Origin of the sequence: Pseudomonas sp. URMO17WK12:I11 (assembly GCF_007677725.1) — a bacterium.
In the GTDB taxonomy this organism is placed as follows: Bacteria; Pseudomonadota; Gammaproteobacteria; order Pseudomonadales; family Pseudomonadaceae; genus Aquipseudomonas.
This window is the reverse complement of record NZ_VEDF01000010.1, coordinates 187,357-203,708: the sequence shown is the minus strand read 5'-3', so window position 1 is coordinate 203,708 and position 16,352 is coordinate 187,357. Positions and strand designations below refer to the sequence as shown.

Sequence of the window (16,352 nt, the reverse complement as noted above, 5' to 3'; positions counted from 1 at the left end):
CATGGACAACATCGTCGTCGCCGATAAGCAATCCGCCGTAGCCACCCAGAATGCCTGGGGCAACATCACCCTCAACAGCCCTGGCGTGGTGCAGATGCCCGTAGCGCCCGACCAGGTGGCCACCGTCACCCGGCGCGGGCAGGACCTGATCGTCACGCTCAAGTCCGGAGAGAAGGTCACCGTCGGCAACTTCTTCGCCGTTGACCAGGCAGGGGTTGCCAGCGACATGGTCTTCGTCGGCGAAGACGGCACCCTGTGGCACGCCAACTACGATTCGACGGCCTTTACCGGCTTTACCTTCGATGAGGTGAAATCGCTCGACGAGTTGGTGGCTGGCATCGGCACGGCAGGCAACGAAACATCGACCTTCGCCTTTGCCGCGCTTGGCCTGCTAGGCGCAGGCGGCGTAGCGGCAGCGGCAAGCGGCGGTGGTGGTGGCGGCGGCGGCGGTGGTGCACCAGGCGACACGACGGCCCCCGCCACGCCGATCGACCTGCTGGTATCGCCCGATGGCCTGCGCCTGAGCGGCCGCGGCGAAGCCGGGGCGCGGGTGAATGTCTTCGATCCAGCGGGCAATCTGATCGGAACCGGCACGGTGAATGCCGACGGCAGCTTCGACGTCGCCCTCAGCAGCCCTCAGGCCAACGGCGAGAATCTCACGGTCAGCCTCACCGATGCGGCCGGCAACACGTCGCAAGCCGGCACCGTCACCGCACCCGATACCACCGCACCGGTCGCACCGACCGATCTCGCTGTCAGCCCGCAAGGCGACACGGTCACTGGCCGCACCGAGCCCGGCGCCACCGTCGAGGTGCGCGGTGCCGACGGCGCGCTACTGGGCAGCGCGGTTGCTGGCGCCGATGGCCAGTTCAGCGTCACCTTGCAGCCGCCCCAGACCGACGGTCAGGCCTTGCAGGTGACCATCACCGACACGGCAGGTAACGTTTCCAGCGGCACCGTGATCACTGCCCCTGACGACGGCCTCGGCAACCCACCCGACACCACCCCTCCCCAGCCCGCCAGCGATCTGCTCATCAGCGCCGATGGCCGCACCGTCTCGGGGCGCGGTGAGGCAGGCACGACGGTCACTGTGCTCAACGACCAGGGCCAGGTGATCGGCACAGGCACGGTGCAAGCCGATGGCACGTTCAACCTGCAACTGACCACACCCGTGACCGACGGCTCGTCGCTGCAAGTGACGTTGACCGATGCCGACGGCAACGTATCGGCTGCCAGCCCGCTGACTGCGCCTGACCTGCAGGCGCCCGGGCAACCGACCGGGCTGGCCCTCGCCGATGGCGTGACCCTGACCGGTACGGCGGAGCCCGGTGCACGCGTGGAAGTGCGCGATGTCAACGGCACGCTGATTGGCAGCGCCATCGTCGCTGCCGATGGCAGCTTCAGCCTCACCTTGAACCCTGCGCAAACCGACGGTGAACACCTGGCCGTCACCGTGACCGACGCGGCCGGCAACAGCTCTGCCCCGCTCGATTACACCGTCCCGGATACCACGCCACCTGCGATCATCAGCAACGTGATCATCGGCAACGGCAGCGTGGTAGTCAGCGGTCGCGGTGAACCGGGTGCTACCGTGCAAGTGCGCGATGCCGATGGCGCCGTGCTCGGCAGCGGCGTGGTGACGGCCAATGGCACCTTCCTGGTCGAGCTGAGTGGCCCAGTCAGCGCGGGTCAAACGGTCGTTCTGGTGCAGACCGACCCAGCAGGCAACCCTTCGGACCCGCTCACCGTGATCGTACCGGCTGCCGCGGTACCGCAAAGCCCAGCCGATCTGCTACTGAGCCCTGACGGCAGCAGCCTGACCGGCACCGCGCCGGCCGGTAGCCTGGTAGAGGTCCGCGATGCCAGCGGTGCGGTGATCGGCAGCGTCCAGGTAGGTAATGACGGCACCTTCACCCTGCCACTCACCCCGGCCCAGGCCAATGGCGAACTGCTCGATGTGGTGGCGATCGACACCGATGGCAACAGCTCGCTGCCCACCCAGATAGGCGCGCCCGACATCACCGCGCCGAACCAAGCCAGCGATCTGCAGCTCGCCGCCGATGGCGTGACCCTGACCGGCCGTGGCGAAATCGGTGCGACGGTCGAGGTCACCAACGCCCAAGGGGTGCTGCTGGGCACTGGCGTGGTGGCCCCCAATGGCACCTTCACGGTCATCCTCGACGCGCCTCAGACCGATGGCCAGGTTCTGGACGTGGTGCTGCGCGACGGCGCCGGCAACAGCTCGAGCGCGCCCTTCACCGCACCTGATCTGGACGGCCCGCTGCAGCCTTCGGCCTTGGCCGTGGATGTGACCGGCCTGCAACTCACCGGTGAGGGCCAGGCTGGCTCGATCGTCACCGTGCGCGCTGCCGACGGCACAGTGCTGGGTACCACCACGGTGGGCGCCGACGGGCGTTTCAATGTCACCCTCAGCCAGCCCCAGCGCAACGGCGAAAGCCTGTCGGTGGAGGCTACCGACAGCCAGGGCAACAGTGCCGGGCCGGTCACCTTCATCGCACCGGACACCACCGCGCCGCAAGCGGTCGGCACGCCGGCCATCGATGGCACCGGCAGCACCGTCACCGGGACCGGCGAAGCGGGTGCAACGGTTACCGTACGGGGCCCGAACGGCGCTGTGCTGGGCACCGCTGTGGTCGGCGTCGATGGCAACTTCAGCGTGACCCTCGACAGCGCGCAGAACAACGGCCAGGCCCTGACCGTCGAACAACGCGATCCGACTGGCAACGTGTCGGTCAGCGTCGCTCTGGCGGCGCCAGACACCACCGCGCCAGTCAGCACCGCCGACCTGGCGCTGTCCAGCGATGGTGCGCTGCTCAGCGGCACCGGTGAGGCCGGCGCGCAGGTCCAGGTGACCGGCGCCGACGGCGCCGTCCTGGGCAGCGCCGTGGTGCAGGCCGATGGCAGTTTCAGCGTGACCCTCGATCCTCCCCAGCTCAACGGCCAGACCTTGACCGTGGTGCAGGTCGATGGCGGCAACAACGTCTCCCCAGTCAATACCATCACGGCCGCCGACCTGCAGCCGCCGGCACCTGCGCAAGGCCTTGCCCTGAGTGGCGATGGCCTGGTGCTGAGCGGCCAGGGCGAACCTGGCGCCACGGTGCAGGTGCGCGATGCTGCCGGGCAGTTGCTCGGCAGCGACGTGGTCGACGCCGACGGCAACTTCAGCGTCACGCTCACGCCTGCGCAGACCAACGGCCAGACCGTGTCCGTGGTACTGACCGATGCCGCTGGCAATGCCTCCGGCTCGACACCGTACACTGCCGCCGACACCAGCGGCCCAGACGTCCCTGGCGCTTTGCAGGTCAGCGCCGACGGCACCCTTGTGCTGGGCAGCGGTGAAGTGGGCGCCACCGTGCAGGTGCGCAACGCGGCTGGCGATTTGCTGGGCAGCGTCGTAGTGCCGGCCGGGGGCAGTTTCAGCGTCGCGTTGACCCCGCCACAACTGGATGGCGAGGTCCTCTCCGTCATCCAGGTCGACGCCCAGGGCATCGCATCGGCTGCCGGCCAGGCCACTGCGCCTGACCTGACCCCGCCCGCAGTGCCGGGCGACCTTGCGATCAGCGCCGATGGCCTGGCCCTGACCGGCACTGCGCCCGGCGCAGCGTCGGTCACGGTAATCAGCCCAACTGGCGTCGAGACCACGCAGGCAGTCAACCCTGACGGCAGCTTCAGCGTGCCGTTGACGCCTGCGTTGCTCAATGGCGAAACCGTCACCGTGGTGGTTACCGATGCCGCCGGCAACAGCACCCTGCCGACCCCGGTCAGCGCTGCGGACACCACACCGCCAGCGGCGGCCACGGACATCGCCGTGAGCCCGGATGGCGCCCTCATCAGCGGCACCGCCGAGGCCGGCACCACGGTCATCGTGCGCGATGGCACGACCGAGCTGGGTACAGCGGTCGTGGCAGCGGACGGCTCGTTCGTGGTCACGGTGGATCCGCCGCTGCAAGCGGGCGACAACGTGCAACTGGTGGTGCGCGACGGCGGCAACAATGAAACTGGCATCAACGTAGCGGGGCCAACCGGCGCTGAACTGGCTGCACCAAGCAACCTCAGCCTGAGCGCCGATGGCTTCCTGCTGACCGGTGAAGGCACGGTCGGCAGCCTGATTACCGTCACCTCTGCCGGCACCACACTGGGCAGTGCCACGGTGGGCAGCGACGGCATCTTCCGCATCTTCTTCGCCAATGCCCTGCTCAACGCCCAAACCCTGAACGTCACGGCGCGCGCCTCGGCAAGCGGCGCGCCTTCGGTGCCCGCCACCATCGTTGCGGCAGACACCACGCCGCCCGATGCGCCTGCGGACGTTGCGATCAACCGCAGCGGCAGCCTGGTGACTGGCCGTGGTGAAGTAGGCGCAACGGTCAGCGTCAGCGATGCCAGCGGGACATTGCTCGGCACCGCCGTGGTGGGCAGCAACGGCCTGTTCAACGTGACCTTGGTGCCTGCGCAGGCCAATGCCCAGAACCTCACCATCACCCAGGCCGATGCCGCCGGCAATGTCTCGCTGGCCGCCACCGTCCAGGCTGCGGACCTGCAAGCGCCGGGCGCCGCCACCGGGCTGAGCCTGAACAACGCCGCCACCGTGGTCAGTGGCCAAGGCGAAGCGGGGGCGCTGGTCACGGTGCGCGATGCCAGCGGGGCGATCCTGGCCACCGGCACGGTCAACCAGAGCGGGCAATTCCAGATCACCCTGCCCAGCGCACAAACCACCGGCAGCGCGCTGCAGGTGACCTTGAGCGATGCCGCAGGTAATGTCTCCGGCCCGGCCAGCCTGGCCACGCCAGATCGCACGCCGCCGGCTGCGGTCACCGACCCGGTGCTGAGCGCCGATGGCCGCCAGCTTTCCGGCAGCGGCGAGGTGGGTGCCACCGTGCAGGTGCGCGATGCCGCTGGCAGCGTGCTGGGCAGCGCAACGGTAGGCGCCGATGGCCGCTTCACCGTGAACTTCGCCACCGCGCAAGCCGATGGCCGCGCCCTCGGTGTGAGCCAGGTGGATGCAGCCGGTAACGTGTCGCCGGCCGTGAGTGTAACGACCCCGGACCTCACCGCCCCCGCCGCCCTGAGCAACGTCGTGCTCAACAACAACGGCCTGACGCTGACCGGGCTGGGCGAAGCCGGTGCCAGCGTGACCGTGCGCGGTCCCGATGGCACCATCATCGGTACTGGCCAGGTCGCCGCCAACGGCAGCTTCACCCTGACCCTGGACAGCGCCCAACTCAATGCCCAGCGCCTGAGCGTGACGCAGACCGACGCCGGCAACAATACCTCGGCTGCCGTTGCGGTAACGGCCCCTGACTTCACCGCGCCTGCAGCACCGACTGCACTGGCCCTGGCGGCGACCGGCCTGCAACTGAGCGGTACCGCCGAGGCCGGCAGCACAGTGACGGTCCGCAATGCTGCCGGGACCGTGCTGGGCACTGCAGTGGCCGCCAGCAACGGCACCTTCCAGGTCACCCTGGCCAGCGCCCAGACCAACGGTCAGACCTTGCAGGTGACGGCGACCGACGCTGCGGGCAATGTATCGCCCGCCGCCGCCTACACCGCAGCGGACACCACGGCGCCTGAGGCAGTGACCAACCTGGCAGTCTCGGCCGATGGCGCGACGCTGACTGGCACCGGTGAAGCAGGCGCTACGGTCACGGTGCGTGCCGCCGATGGTAGCCCCCTGGGCACCGCGGTCGTCGGCGCCGATGGCCGCTTCAGCGTCGCCCTTGTCCCTGCCGCGATCACCGGCGAACGCGTGAGCGTGGTACAGGCCGACGCGGCGCAAAACGTCTCGCCTGCACAGAGCATCCTGGCACCGGGCGCGCTGGTGCCCGACGCGCCAGACAACCTGCTGCTGTCCGCCGACGGCCTGGTCGTCAGCGGAACCGCCGCGCTGGGCAGCACGGTCAATGTCTACGGCCCTGGCGGTGTATTGCTGGGTTCGTCGCCGACCGCCCTTGACGGCACCTTCAGCGTCAACCTCGGCAGCGTTCAGGCCAATGGCGAGCTGCTGCAGGTGAGCGCCGTGGGCAGCGACGGCAGTGCTTCGCTGCCTGCGGACCTGCAGGCGCCCGATACCACCGCGCCGCAACCGCTGAGCAACCTTGTCTTGTCCAGCGACGGCCTGGTCTTGAGCGGCCGTGGCGAAGCCGGCGCGAACGTGACCGTGCTGGGTCAGGGTGGCATCGAGCTGGGCACTGGCGTGGTCGATGCCAGTGGCAACTTCAGCATCACCCTGGCCACCGCGCAGCTCAACGGTGAATTGCTCAGCGCCGCCCAGGCCGACGCGGCAGGTAACGAGTCCAACAGCGTCAGCCTGACCGCCCCGGACCGCATCGCCCCCGACGCCCCTGGCGGATTGGCCTTCTCCAGCGGCGGCAGCCTGCTCGACGGCAGCGGCGAAGCCGGCGCCAGTGTGCGCGTGGTAGCCACCGATGGCACCGTTCTGGGTACGGCCGTGGTGCGCGACAACGGCACCTTCCAAGTGACTCTGAGCCCCGCGCAAGCCAACGGTGAGCAGGTGCAGGTGATTCTGACCGATGCCGCCGGCAATCAGTCGACCCCAGGCACCGTGATCGCGCCTGATATCACGCCACCGGCCGCGCCAGCAGAGCTTGCGATCTCCAGCGACGGCGTGACCTTGACCGGACGCGGCGAGCCGGGTGCGCTGGTCACCGTGCGCAATGGCGCAGGCGATCCGATCGGCACCGCCACCGTCGAGGCCAGCGGCGACTTCACCGTGACCCTCAGCCCTGCGCTGGGCAATGCCGAAGTGCTCAGCCTCACCCAAGCCGACGCTGCCGGCAACGTGTCGCCACCGAGCAGTTTGCAAACGCCCGACTTCACGCCACCCGATGCCCTCACCGATGTCGTCATCAACGCCGACGGCAGCGTGGTCAGTGGTCGCGGCGAGGTCGGCGCGACCGTCACCGTCAGCGACGCCGCGGGCGTGGTACTGGGGACGACCGTGGTGCTGGCCGATGGCAGCTTCCGCGTCGAGCTCACGCCGGCGCAGATCAATCAGCAGGTGCTGTCGGTGCAGCAGGCCGACCCACCTGGCAACATCAGCGCGCCGGTCACGGTCAATGCACCTGATCTGACGCCTCCGGAGGCAGCCTTGAACCTGCGGCTCAACGCCGCTGGCGACCAGCTGGGCGGCACCGGGGAACCCGGCAGCACCGTTCGGGTGTATGTCGGCACCACTGAAATCGGCACCACCACGGTCGCGGCCAACGGCACCTTCCTGGTCGACCTGGACGCAGCCCAGCTCAATGGCCAAACCCTGCAAGTGACCCTGGAGGACGCAAGCGGCAACGTCTCGCCGATCAGCACGGTGCTGGCTGTGGACAGCACTCCGCCGGCCACGGTCGTGGCCACGCTCAACGGCAGCGGCACCCAGTTGATCGGTACCGGTGAGGCCGGCGCGCGCGTTACGGTGATCGACAACCAGGGCAATCTGGTTGGCCAAGGCACCATCGACCCCGACGGCACCTTGGTGCTCAACCTCGACACGCCGCAGATCAATGGCCAGGTCCTCACGGTGATTGCCCAGGACGCGACTGGCAATCCATCGGCGCCGCTGCAATTGACCGCGCCCGACCTGGTGCCGCCGCCGCAGCCTGCCAACCTGACCCTCACTGGCAACGGCACGTTGCTCAGCGGCACTGGCGAAGTGGGCAGTGTCATCAGCGTGCGCAACCCCGCCGGTACGGTGGTCGGTACCGTTACCGTGCCCGACGGCGGGACGTTCACTGTGACCCTGACGCCTGCGCAGAACAACGGCCAGCTGCTGACGGTCATTGCCACCGACGCCGCCGGCAACACCTCGATCCCTGCCGAGTACCAAACCCTCGACACCCTGCCGCCAGAGATCGTCACCAACCTGGGGGTCAACACCACCTATGACATCCTCACCGGTCGCGGCGAACCAGGCGCAACCGTGACCGTCAGTTTCAATGGTGGTGTCATCGGTACCGGCCAGGTCGACAGCGGTGGCAATTTCTCGATCCCGCTGCAACCTGCGCCAGGCTCGGGCGCCTCGCTCGCCGTGACCCAGACCGATGCTGCCAATAACACCTCGGCGGTGGAGACTTACCTGACGCCACTGGTGCCTCCACCGGCGTCACCCTTGAACGTCACACTGGCTGCTGACGGCCTGACCCTGACGGGCACGGCCACCACGGGTGCGTCCATCCGGGTCTACGACGCCGCTGGCAACCTGATCGGCAGTGGCAGCGCCAACATCGGCAATGGCGGTTTTTCGATCACCCTCAACACCCCGCAGCTCAACGGCGAAAACCTCTCGGTAACAGCCGGATCGCTGCTCGGCGGCGAGTCGCAGCCGGTGTTCATCACCGCTGCTGACATCACCCCACCAGCCAATCCAGTGGTCACCGCCTTGTCGGCCAACGGCTTGGTGCTCAGCGGCACCGGTGAAGCAGGCGCCACGGTCACCGTACGGGACGCCGCCGGCAATGTGCTGGGCAGCGGCCTGGTCAACGGTGCCGGCGGCTTCGCCATCAACTTGAGCAGCGCCCAGCTCAATGGTCAGGTGCTGAGCCTGACCCAGGCCGATGCGGCATCCAACGTCTCGGGCAGCACCGCGTTCACCGCCCCTGATACCCAGGCGCCGCTGGCGCCGACCAACTTGCAGCTCAGCGCGGGCGGCACCTTGCTGACCGGCACTGGTGAACCTGGTGCAACCGTTACGGTGCAAGGCCCGGGCGGCCCATTGGGCACAGCTGTCGTGCAGCCCGACGGCAGCTTCACCGTGGCACTGAGCAGCGCTCAGGCTAACGGCCAGACATTGCTGGTACGCCAGGCTGACGCTGCCGGCAACCAATCGGGCAGCACTGGCATCACCGCGCCCGATACCACACCACCGACCGCGCCGGTGGCTGCCATCAATGCCAACGGCACGGCAGTCACAGGCGCCGGCGAGGTCGGCAGCACCGTCACCGTGCGCAACAGCGCAGGCGCCGTGCTGGGCACTGCCACGGTTGGCAGCAACGGCCTGTTCGTGGTTAGCCTCAGCGCCGCGCAGATCGATAACCAGGCCCTGAGCGTCACCCTCACCGACGCCGCCGGCAACACCTCGACTGCCACGCCGCTGACCGCGCCCGACTTCACCCCGCCGGCCAACGCCGCCAATTTGGTCATCAGTGCCGACGGCAGCACCTTGACCGGCACTGGCGAGGTCGGTGCCACGGTCACCGTGCGCAGCGCCACTGGCACCGTGTTGCAAACCGCCGTGGTGCAGCCCAATGGCAGCTTCAGCGTGACCCTGAACCCGCCGCAAGACAACGGCCAGGTGCTCTCGGTAACGCTCACCGACCCGCGCAGCAATGTCTCCGGCAACGTCAACATCACCGCCCCGGATGTGGATGCCAATGCGCCTGTCGTCGCCAGCGACAACCTTGCCACCGCTACCGTCAACCTGGCACCGGTCACGGCTACGCAGACCTACAGCGACAGCTTCACCACGCTGCTGTCCGGCTTCAGCAAAACCTTTACCTGGACGGTGGGCGCAGGCACTACGGTCGACCCAACGCTGACGCTCACCACCAATAGCGTGCTGGCGCTGCTGAACAACGCCACCTTTACCTTGCAGGTCAAGAATGCCAGCGGCGCCTGGGTCAACCTCGCCGTCGGCAACACCCAAGGCTTGCTCGACCTGATCATCCTGCCGATCGGCCTGCAGGTGGACATCGGCAGCCTGCAAGCGGGCGACTACCGCCTGACCGTGGCCAGCGGTGGTATCGGCCTGGTTACCCAGGTCACCACCACCCTGGATATCGCTGCCACCAGCCTGACTCAGTTCACCGGGGTCGGCACGGCGGTGTCGGGCAACGTGGTCACCGATCCAGGCACGGATGGCACGGTCGATGCCCGCGGGCCGGACAGCGGCGCCGTACTGCAGGTGTTGAAAAACGGCGTCTATGTCGCTGCCGGCAGCGGCACCACGGTGCAGGGCCAGTACGGCACGCTGCTGATCAACGCCGATGGCAGCTACACCTACACCCCCAATGGCAGCCCTGCCAGCGTGGGCAAGGTAGACGTGTTCAACTACCAGTTGGTGCACCCCAACGGCTTGTCGGACGGCGCCAACCTGTATGTGCGCATCGACAGCCCGCAAGCCAACGAAATCTGGAACAACGGCAACCTCGGCGCGCCAGCCACGGTCGTCGATGCGGTCAACGATATCGACAGCACCAGCATCACCTTGGCCAACCGCGTCGACACCAGCAGCAGCACGCTCGGTACCTTGGCCTTGCCGGTGATCGGCAGCCGCTCGGCCACCTACACCACCACGGTTGCCGCCGACACCACGGCCAACCTGCAGGTGGTAGTCAACTCCACCAACCTGCTGGCGCTGCTCAACGGCACCACCATCGACCTGCTCAAGCTCAACCCGGCGACTGGGCAGTATGTCGTGGTGCAGTCGGTCGGCGGCGCATCGCTGGTCAGTTTGCTGGGCGGCGGCGCAGGCTACACCTTCCAGAACCAGGCAGCCGGCGCTTACCAGGTACGGGTGACAGCCGGTGGTATCGGCTTGGCCAGCTCCATCACCACCAGCGTCAACGCCACTACCACGCACCTCAACGAGTTCGTGGTCAGCGGCTACACGCCGGTTACCGGCAACCTGATCACCGACCCCACCGGCGCCGATAACCTCGGCTCTGCGTTGACCGTGCTGAGCGTGCTGACCGCAGCCGGCACCTATGCCATTCCGGGCTACAACGGGGTCAGTGTGACCGGTACCTACGGCACGCTGCTGGTGCAGGCCGACGGCAGTTACACCTATACCCTGAAAAGCGGCCTGACCTCGGTCGCCGTTGGCAAACAGGACGTCTTCACCTATGAGCTGACCCACCCCAACGGCACCACCGACACCGCCACGCTGACCGTCAACCTGAACAACGCCAGTGGCGCTCGGGCCTTCTCCGCCCTGGTAGCCGATACTGACGACGATCATGTGGCCCTGGCCAGCGTTGCGGCAGCGGCCGGCAGTGAAGCGTTGCTGGGCAGCGACGCTGACGATCACCTGGTGGCGAGCCAGGGTGGGCAGGTCACCCTGGAGGGCGGCGCGGGCAACGACACGCTTGAGGTGATCGACCAGAACTTCGCCAGCGTCGACGGTGGCAGCGGCACCGACACCCTGCTCTGGGGCGGTGGCGATGCCAGCATCGACCTGGGGGCCCTGGCCGAGCGTATCCACAACATCGAGGTCATCGACCTCAACGACACCAGCGCGGTGGCGCTGACCCTCAACCTGGCCGACGTGGTAGCGGTCACCGAGCCTGGCAATGACACGCTGATCATCAAGGGGGACAACAATGACACGCTGCACATGACCGACAACTGGAACCTGGTCGGCAACCACAGCGCCGAGGGGATCGACTATAACCAATACACGGCCCAGGAAGATCCGAGCCACCACCTCTGGGTGCAGAACAGCATCCATGTAGTCTGAGGCCGCTGTAACCCGCCGGGCGTAACGCCCGGCGACAAGGACGAGTAGCAGTAAGGGAATTTCGTGAAGCGAAGCAGTCCGCTATCACCGCTGTGGCTGGGAGCCCTCGGGCTCCTGGCATTGAACCTCAACCCGGTTGTCCAGGCAGCCGACGACATTGACCCCAGATTGCGCACCATCGGGCCGTCATTGATGCGTGACGCGCCCGATGCCATTTCCGCTCGCCCATTTGCCGGTCAAGGTGCCGTCAGCGGCGACCGATTAGGGCTGGCCGAGGCAGTACTCACCGCTGCCCAGTGGCATCCCAGCATTGCCGAGGCGATCGGCAACCTCTACAAGCAGGGCGAAGGCATCAACGTTGCCCGCGCCGGTTACTACCCACAGATTTCCGGTGGCCTGCGTACCGGCTACGACACCGGTTACGGCGGTGATCGCAGCAGCCAGGCGCTGAACCTGTCGCTCAAGCAGATGCTCTACGATTTCGGCAAGGTCGATAGCGCCGTGAGCGCCGCCCAGGCCGCCGCCACGCGGGCGCAGGCCAATATCCTGCTGGTGGTCGACGACCTGGCGCGCGATACCGCCTATGCCTGGATCGAGACGCGCCGCTACGAGCAACTGATGGTCATCGCCCGCGATCAGATCCGCGGCGTCGGATCGATTGCCGACATGGCTCGCCAGCGCAGCGACATGGGCGCCAGTACCCGCTCCGATGTGGTCCAGGCCGAGTCGCGCGTCGAGGGCGCCCGCGCGACCCTCGAGGAATACCAGGCGCAGTACGAGCGCTGGCGCTCGACCCTGGCCGAATTGCTCGGTCGCGCCGAGCCGCCGGCGCTGGCCGAACACGCCCCGCCTGAGCTGAACCAGGCGTGCAAGCGACCCGCCAGCGCTGCCGACCGACTACCGGCCGTACTCATGGCCCTGGCCCTGCGCGCCCAATCCCAGGCTGAGTTGGCCCAGGCCAAGGCCGAAGCTTATCCGACCTTGTCATTGCAGCCGCAGGTCAATCATTACCTGGACGACGACTACAACCGCGACAACTCGCGCCTGGACCGCACCCAGGCGGGCATCTATCTGAACGTCGAGGTGCCGATCTACCAAGGCGGCGCCACCAGCGCGCGCAGCCGCGCTGCGGGGCATGCCCTGACCGCCGCTGATTCCGCCGAAGACGCAGCGCGCCTGCAAGCGCGTCGCGGCTTGGCCGAGGCGGTGGCGCAAACCTCCGGCCTGGGCCGTCGCCTGAGCTCGCTCGAGGCCCGCCAAAGCAGCATTCAGGAGGCCCGCGTGCTGTATGGACGGCAATACCTGGACCTCGGTACCCGGCCCCTGCTCGACCTGCTCAACGCCGAGCAGGAAATCTATCAGTCGCGCTTCGAACTCGCTGGCACCCGCTCCGACCTGCTGCGCCTGGATGTCGACTGCCTGTACAACACCGGTGCCCTGCGAACCGCCTTCGGGCTGGAAGGGCGCAACCTGCAAGGGGTGGAAATCGCGCCATGAACGATACCGTCAACCTGGCCCAGGCCAGTCAGGCACAACCCCCTGAGCATGCCGTGGAGCCACGGCCCGATCTTGGCCCGTGGCTGGAAGTGATGCTGCAGGTCGCCCACCACTATCGTCTGGATGTCTCGCCCCAGCGTATCCGCCTGGCAGCAGTCGAGGATGCCCGCCCGTTGGATGAGATCCTGCGCCACATGGCGCGCCAGGCCGGCCTGACCCTGCGCTTCGTGCGTTACGACGCCAAAGCCCTGCGCCAGTGGCGCACGCCGCTGGTGCTGGAGCTCGACGACGGCCAGCTGGCCACGGTCGAGGCGGTGACCGAAGACGATCAGCTGGCGGTGGTGTTCGCAGGTGACCAGCGCTTGACTTCGCGTCTGCCACGCGATGCGCTCGAAGGCAGGATCAACCGCGTGGCGCTGATGCGCCCGGCGCGGCCGCTGCGCGATGTGCGTACCGATGACTACACGGCGCCTTACGATCGTCACTGGTTCGCCCGCATCGTCTGGCGCGACCTGCGCCCCTATGGGCAGGTGATGGTCGCCTCACTGGTAGCCAACGTGCTCGCCCTGGCGGGGGTGCTGTTTTCCATGCAGGTCTACGACCGGGTCATCCCGGCCGAGTCGTTGCCCACGCTGTATGTGCTGTTCGGCGGTGTGGTGCTGGCGCTGGTGTTCGACTTCAGCATGCGCCTGCTGCGCTTGAAGGTCACCGATCTGCTAGGCAAGCGGGCCGACCTGCGGGTATCGGACCTGGTGTACGGGCATGCCCTGCGCCTGCGCAATTCGGCGCGGCCGAAATCGACCGGCTCGTTCATCTCGCAATTGCGCGAACTGGAATCGATCCGTGACCTGATTACCTCGAGCACGGCCACGGCGCTGGCCGACTTGCCATTCTTCCTGTTGTTCCTGTTCGTGTTCTGGCTGATCGGCGGCGTGCTGGTGTTCATCCCGCTGGTGGCGCTGCTGGCCATGGTCGTTCCCGGCTTGCTCGCACAACGACGCCTGGCGGTGCTGGCCAACGCCTCGATGCGCGAGTCGTCGCTGCGCAATGCCATGCTGGTGGAAAGCATCCAGGGCCTGGACGAGATCAAGGCCTTGCAGGCCGAGGCGCGCTTCGAGCGCCAGTGGAACCAGTACAACGCCGCCTGCGCACACACCAACCTGCGCCTGCGCACACTCACCAATGGCCTGGTGACCTGGACGCAGAACGTGCAGGGTGCGGTGTTCGCCGTGGTCATCGTGATCGGCGCACCGATGGTGATCGCCGGCGACCTGACCACCGGGAGCCTGGTGGCTGCCTCGATGCTGTCATCGCGCATGATGGCGCCGCTGGCACAGCTGACCCACGTGTTGACCCGCTGGCAGCAGGCCAAGGTCGCCTTGCAAGGGCTGGACAAGCTGATGCAGGCACCGGTCGATCACCCTGAAGGTGAAGCGCGGGTGCATCTGCCCGCGATTCGCGGCGAATACACCTTGCGCCAGGCCACCTTCGGCTATAACCCAGAGGCGCCACCGGTACTGAGCATCGGCCAACTGGATATCCAGCCTGGCGAACGCATCGCCGTGCTGGGGCGCAACGGTGCCGGCAAATCGACCCTGTTGCAGGCGCTCGCAGGCGCCATGGACCTGAGCCAGGGCGAAGTCACCCTGGACGGCATCGCCATGGCGCACCTCGACCCCGCCGACCTGCGCCGCGACGTGGGCGTGCTGGCCCAGTATGCGCGCCTGTTCCACGGCACCCTGCGCGAGAACCTCACCCTCGGCGCCGGCCAGGCCAGCGACCAGGAACTGGTAGCAGCGCTGGCCGCGACCGGCGCCCTGGAGTTCGTCCGGCGCCTGCCCAAGGGGCTCGACCACTTGATCCTGGAGGGCGGCCAAGGCCTCTCCGGTGGCCAGCGCCAGGCCTTGGTCCTGTCACGCCTGCTGGTGCGCCAGCCGCAGGTATTGTTGCTCGATGAGCCGACCGCATCGCTGGACGACATCACCGAGCGCAAGCTGCTGGATAATCTTGATCGCTTCTGCCAGGGCCGCACGCTGGTGATCGCCACGCACCGCTTGAGTGTGTTGCAGCGGGTAGAGCGAATCATCGTGCTGGACAACGGGCGCATCGTCATCGACGACAAGCGTGATGCCGCCCTGGCCAAGCTGCAAGGAGCGCAGGCATGAGCAACCACGAACTTCCCGCCTCGTACCTGGATGGCCAGGATGATCAGGCGGTGCTGCGCGCCGGGCGCGTCATCACCTTATGTGCCTTGATGCTGGCCGCTTTCCTGGCCTGGGCGGCCTGGTTCGAAGTGACCGAGGTGTCCACCGGTACCGGCAAGGTCATTCCCAGCTCCCGCGAACAGGTGATTCAGTCGTTCGAAGGCGGCATCGTCGCGCAGATGAACGTGGCCGAAGGCGACCTGGTCGAGCGCGGCCAGGTGCTCGCCCAGCTCGACCCCACCAAGACCGCCTCCAGCGTCGGCGAAAGCGAAGCCAAGTTCCGCGCCGCCAAGGCCAGCGTAGCGCGACTGCGCGCGGAGGTGACTGGCAAGCCGCTGAAGTTCCCGGACAGCCTGCGCGATTCGCCCGAGCTGATCGACGCCGAAACCGCGCTCTACGAGACGCGCCGGCGTGGCCTGGAGCAGACCCTGGCCGGCATCGAGGACTCGCTGCGCCTGGTGCGAGCAGAGCTGAAGATCACCGAGAACCTGGCCAAGATGGGCGCTTCCAGCCGGGTCGAGGTAATACGCCTGAACCGCCAGCGCTCGGAACTGGAGCTCAAGGCCAACGAAGCTCGCTCCGAATACCTGGTACGCGCCCGCGAGGAACTGGCCAAGGCCAGCGCCGAAGCTGACAGCCTGTCGGAAGTGATCCGCGGGCGCAGCGATTCGCTGACCCGCCTGACCTTGCGTTCGCCGGTGCGCGGGATCGTCAAGGATATCGAGGTCAACACCTTGGGCGGCGTGGTGCAGCCGGGCGGGCAGGTGATGAAGATCGTGCCGATGGACGAGCGTTTGCTGATCGAGACACGGATCGCCCCGCGCGACATTGCCTTCATCCATCCTGATCAGGCGGCCAAGGTCAAGATCAGCGCCTATGACTATTCGGTGTATGGCGGGCTGGAAGGCAAGGTCGTCGGGATCTCGCCCGATACTCTGCAAGATGAAGTCAAACCAGAGATCTACTATTACCGGGTGTTCATCCGCACCGAGCAGGACCGCCTGACCAACAAGGCCGGCAAGCATTTCGCGATCGTGCCGGGGATGATCGCCACGGTGGATATCCGCACCGGCGAGAAAACCATCCTCGACTACCTGATCAAACCCCTGAACCGAGCCAAGGAGGCCCTGCGCGAGCGGTGATTGGCAGATTCATCCTGCACTGGACTC

At 67.3% G+C, this 16,352-nt stretch carries 3 protein-coding genes and 1 pseudogene; all 4 read left to right on the top strand.

The window, feature by feature from the left end:
* Window position 1: 1 nt before the first annotated feature.
* Window positions 2-11,482 (top strand): annotated as a pseudogene (locus FS665_RS19080) (BapA/Bap/LapF family large adhesin); the annotation flags it as partial.
* A gap of 63 nt (window positions 11,483-11,545) precedes the next feature.
* Window positions 11,546-12,979 (top strand): TolC family outer membrane protein, encoded by a 1,434-nt coding sequence (locus FS665_RS19075; RefSeq protein ID WP_145191930.1) that lies wholly within the window; start codon window positions 11,546-11,548, stop codon window positions 12,977-12,979.
* A complete protein-coding gene (locus FS665_RS19070) occupies window positions 12,976-15,144 on the top strand; it encodes a type I secretion system permease/ATPase (RefSeq protein WP_145191927.1) in 2,169 nt (722 codons plus the stop codon). Before FS665_RS19075 ends, FS665_RS19070 begins: the two co-directional genes overlap by 4 nt.
* Entirely contained in the window at window positions 15,141-16,325 is a 1,185-nt protein-coding gene (locus FS665_RS19065; RefSeq protein WP_145191924.1) for an HlyD family type I secretion periplasmic adaptor subunit, read from the top strand. Before FS665_RS19070 ends, FS665_RS19065 begins: the two co-directional genes overlap by 4 nt.
* The last annotated feature ends 27 nt before the right edge of the window (window positions 16,326-16,352 follow it).

Bases quoted from the DNA above. Each gene is read 5' to 3' on its own strand.
- FS665_RS19070 (WP_145191927.1), top strand. From the start codon at position 12,976: ATGAACGATACCGTCAACCTGGCCCAGGCCAGTCAGGCACAACCCCCT.
- FS665_RS19065 (WP_145191924.1), top strand. From the start codon at position 15,141: ATGAGCAACCACGAACTTCCCGCCTCGTACCTGGATGGCCAGGATGAT.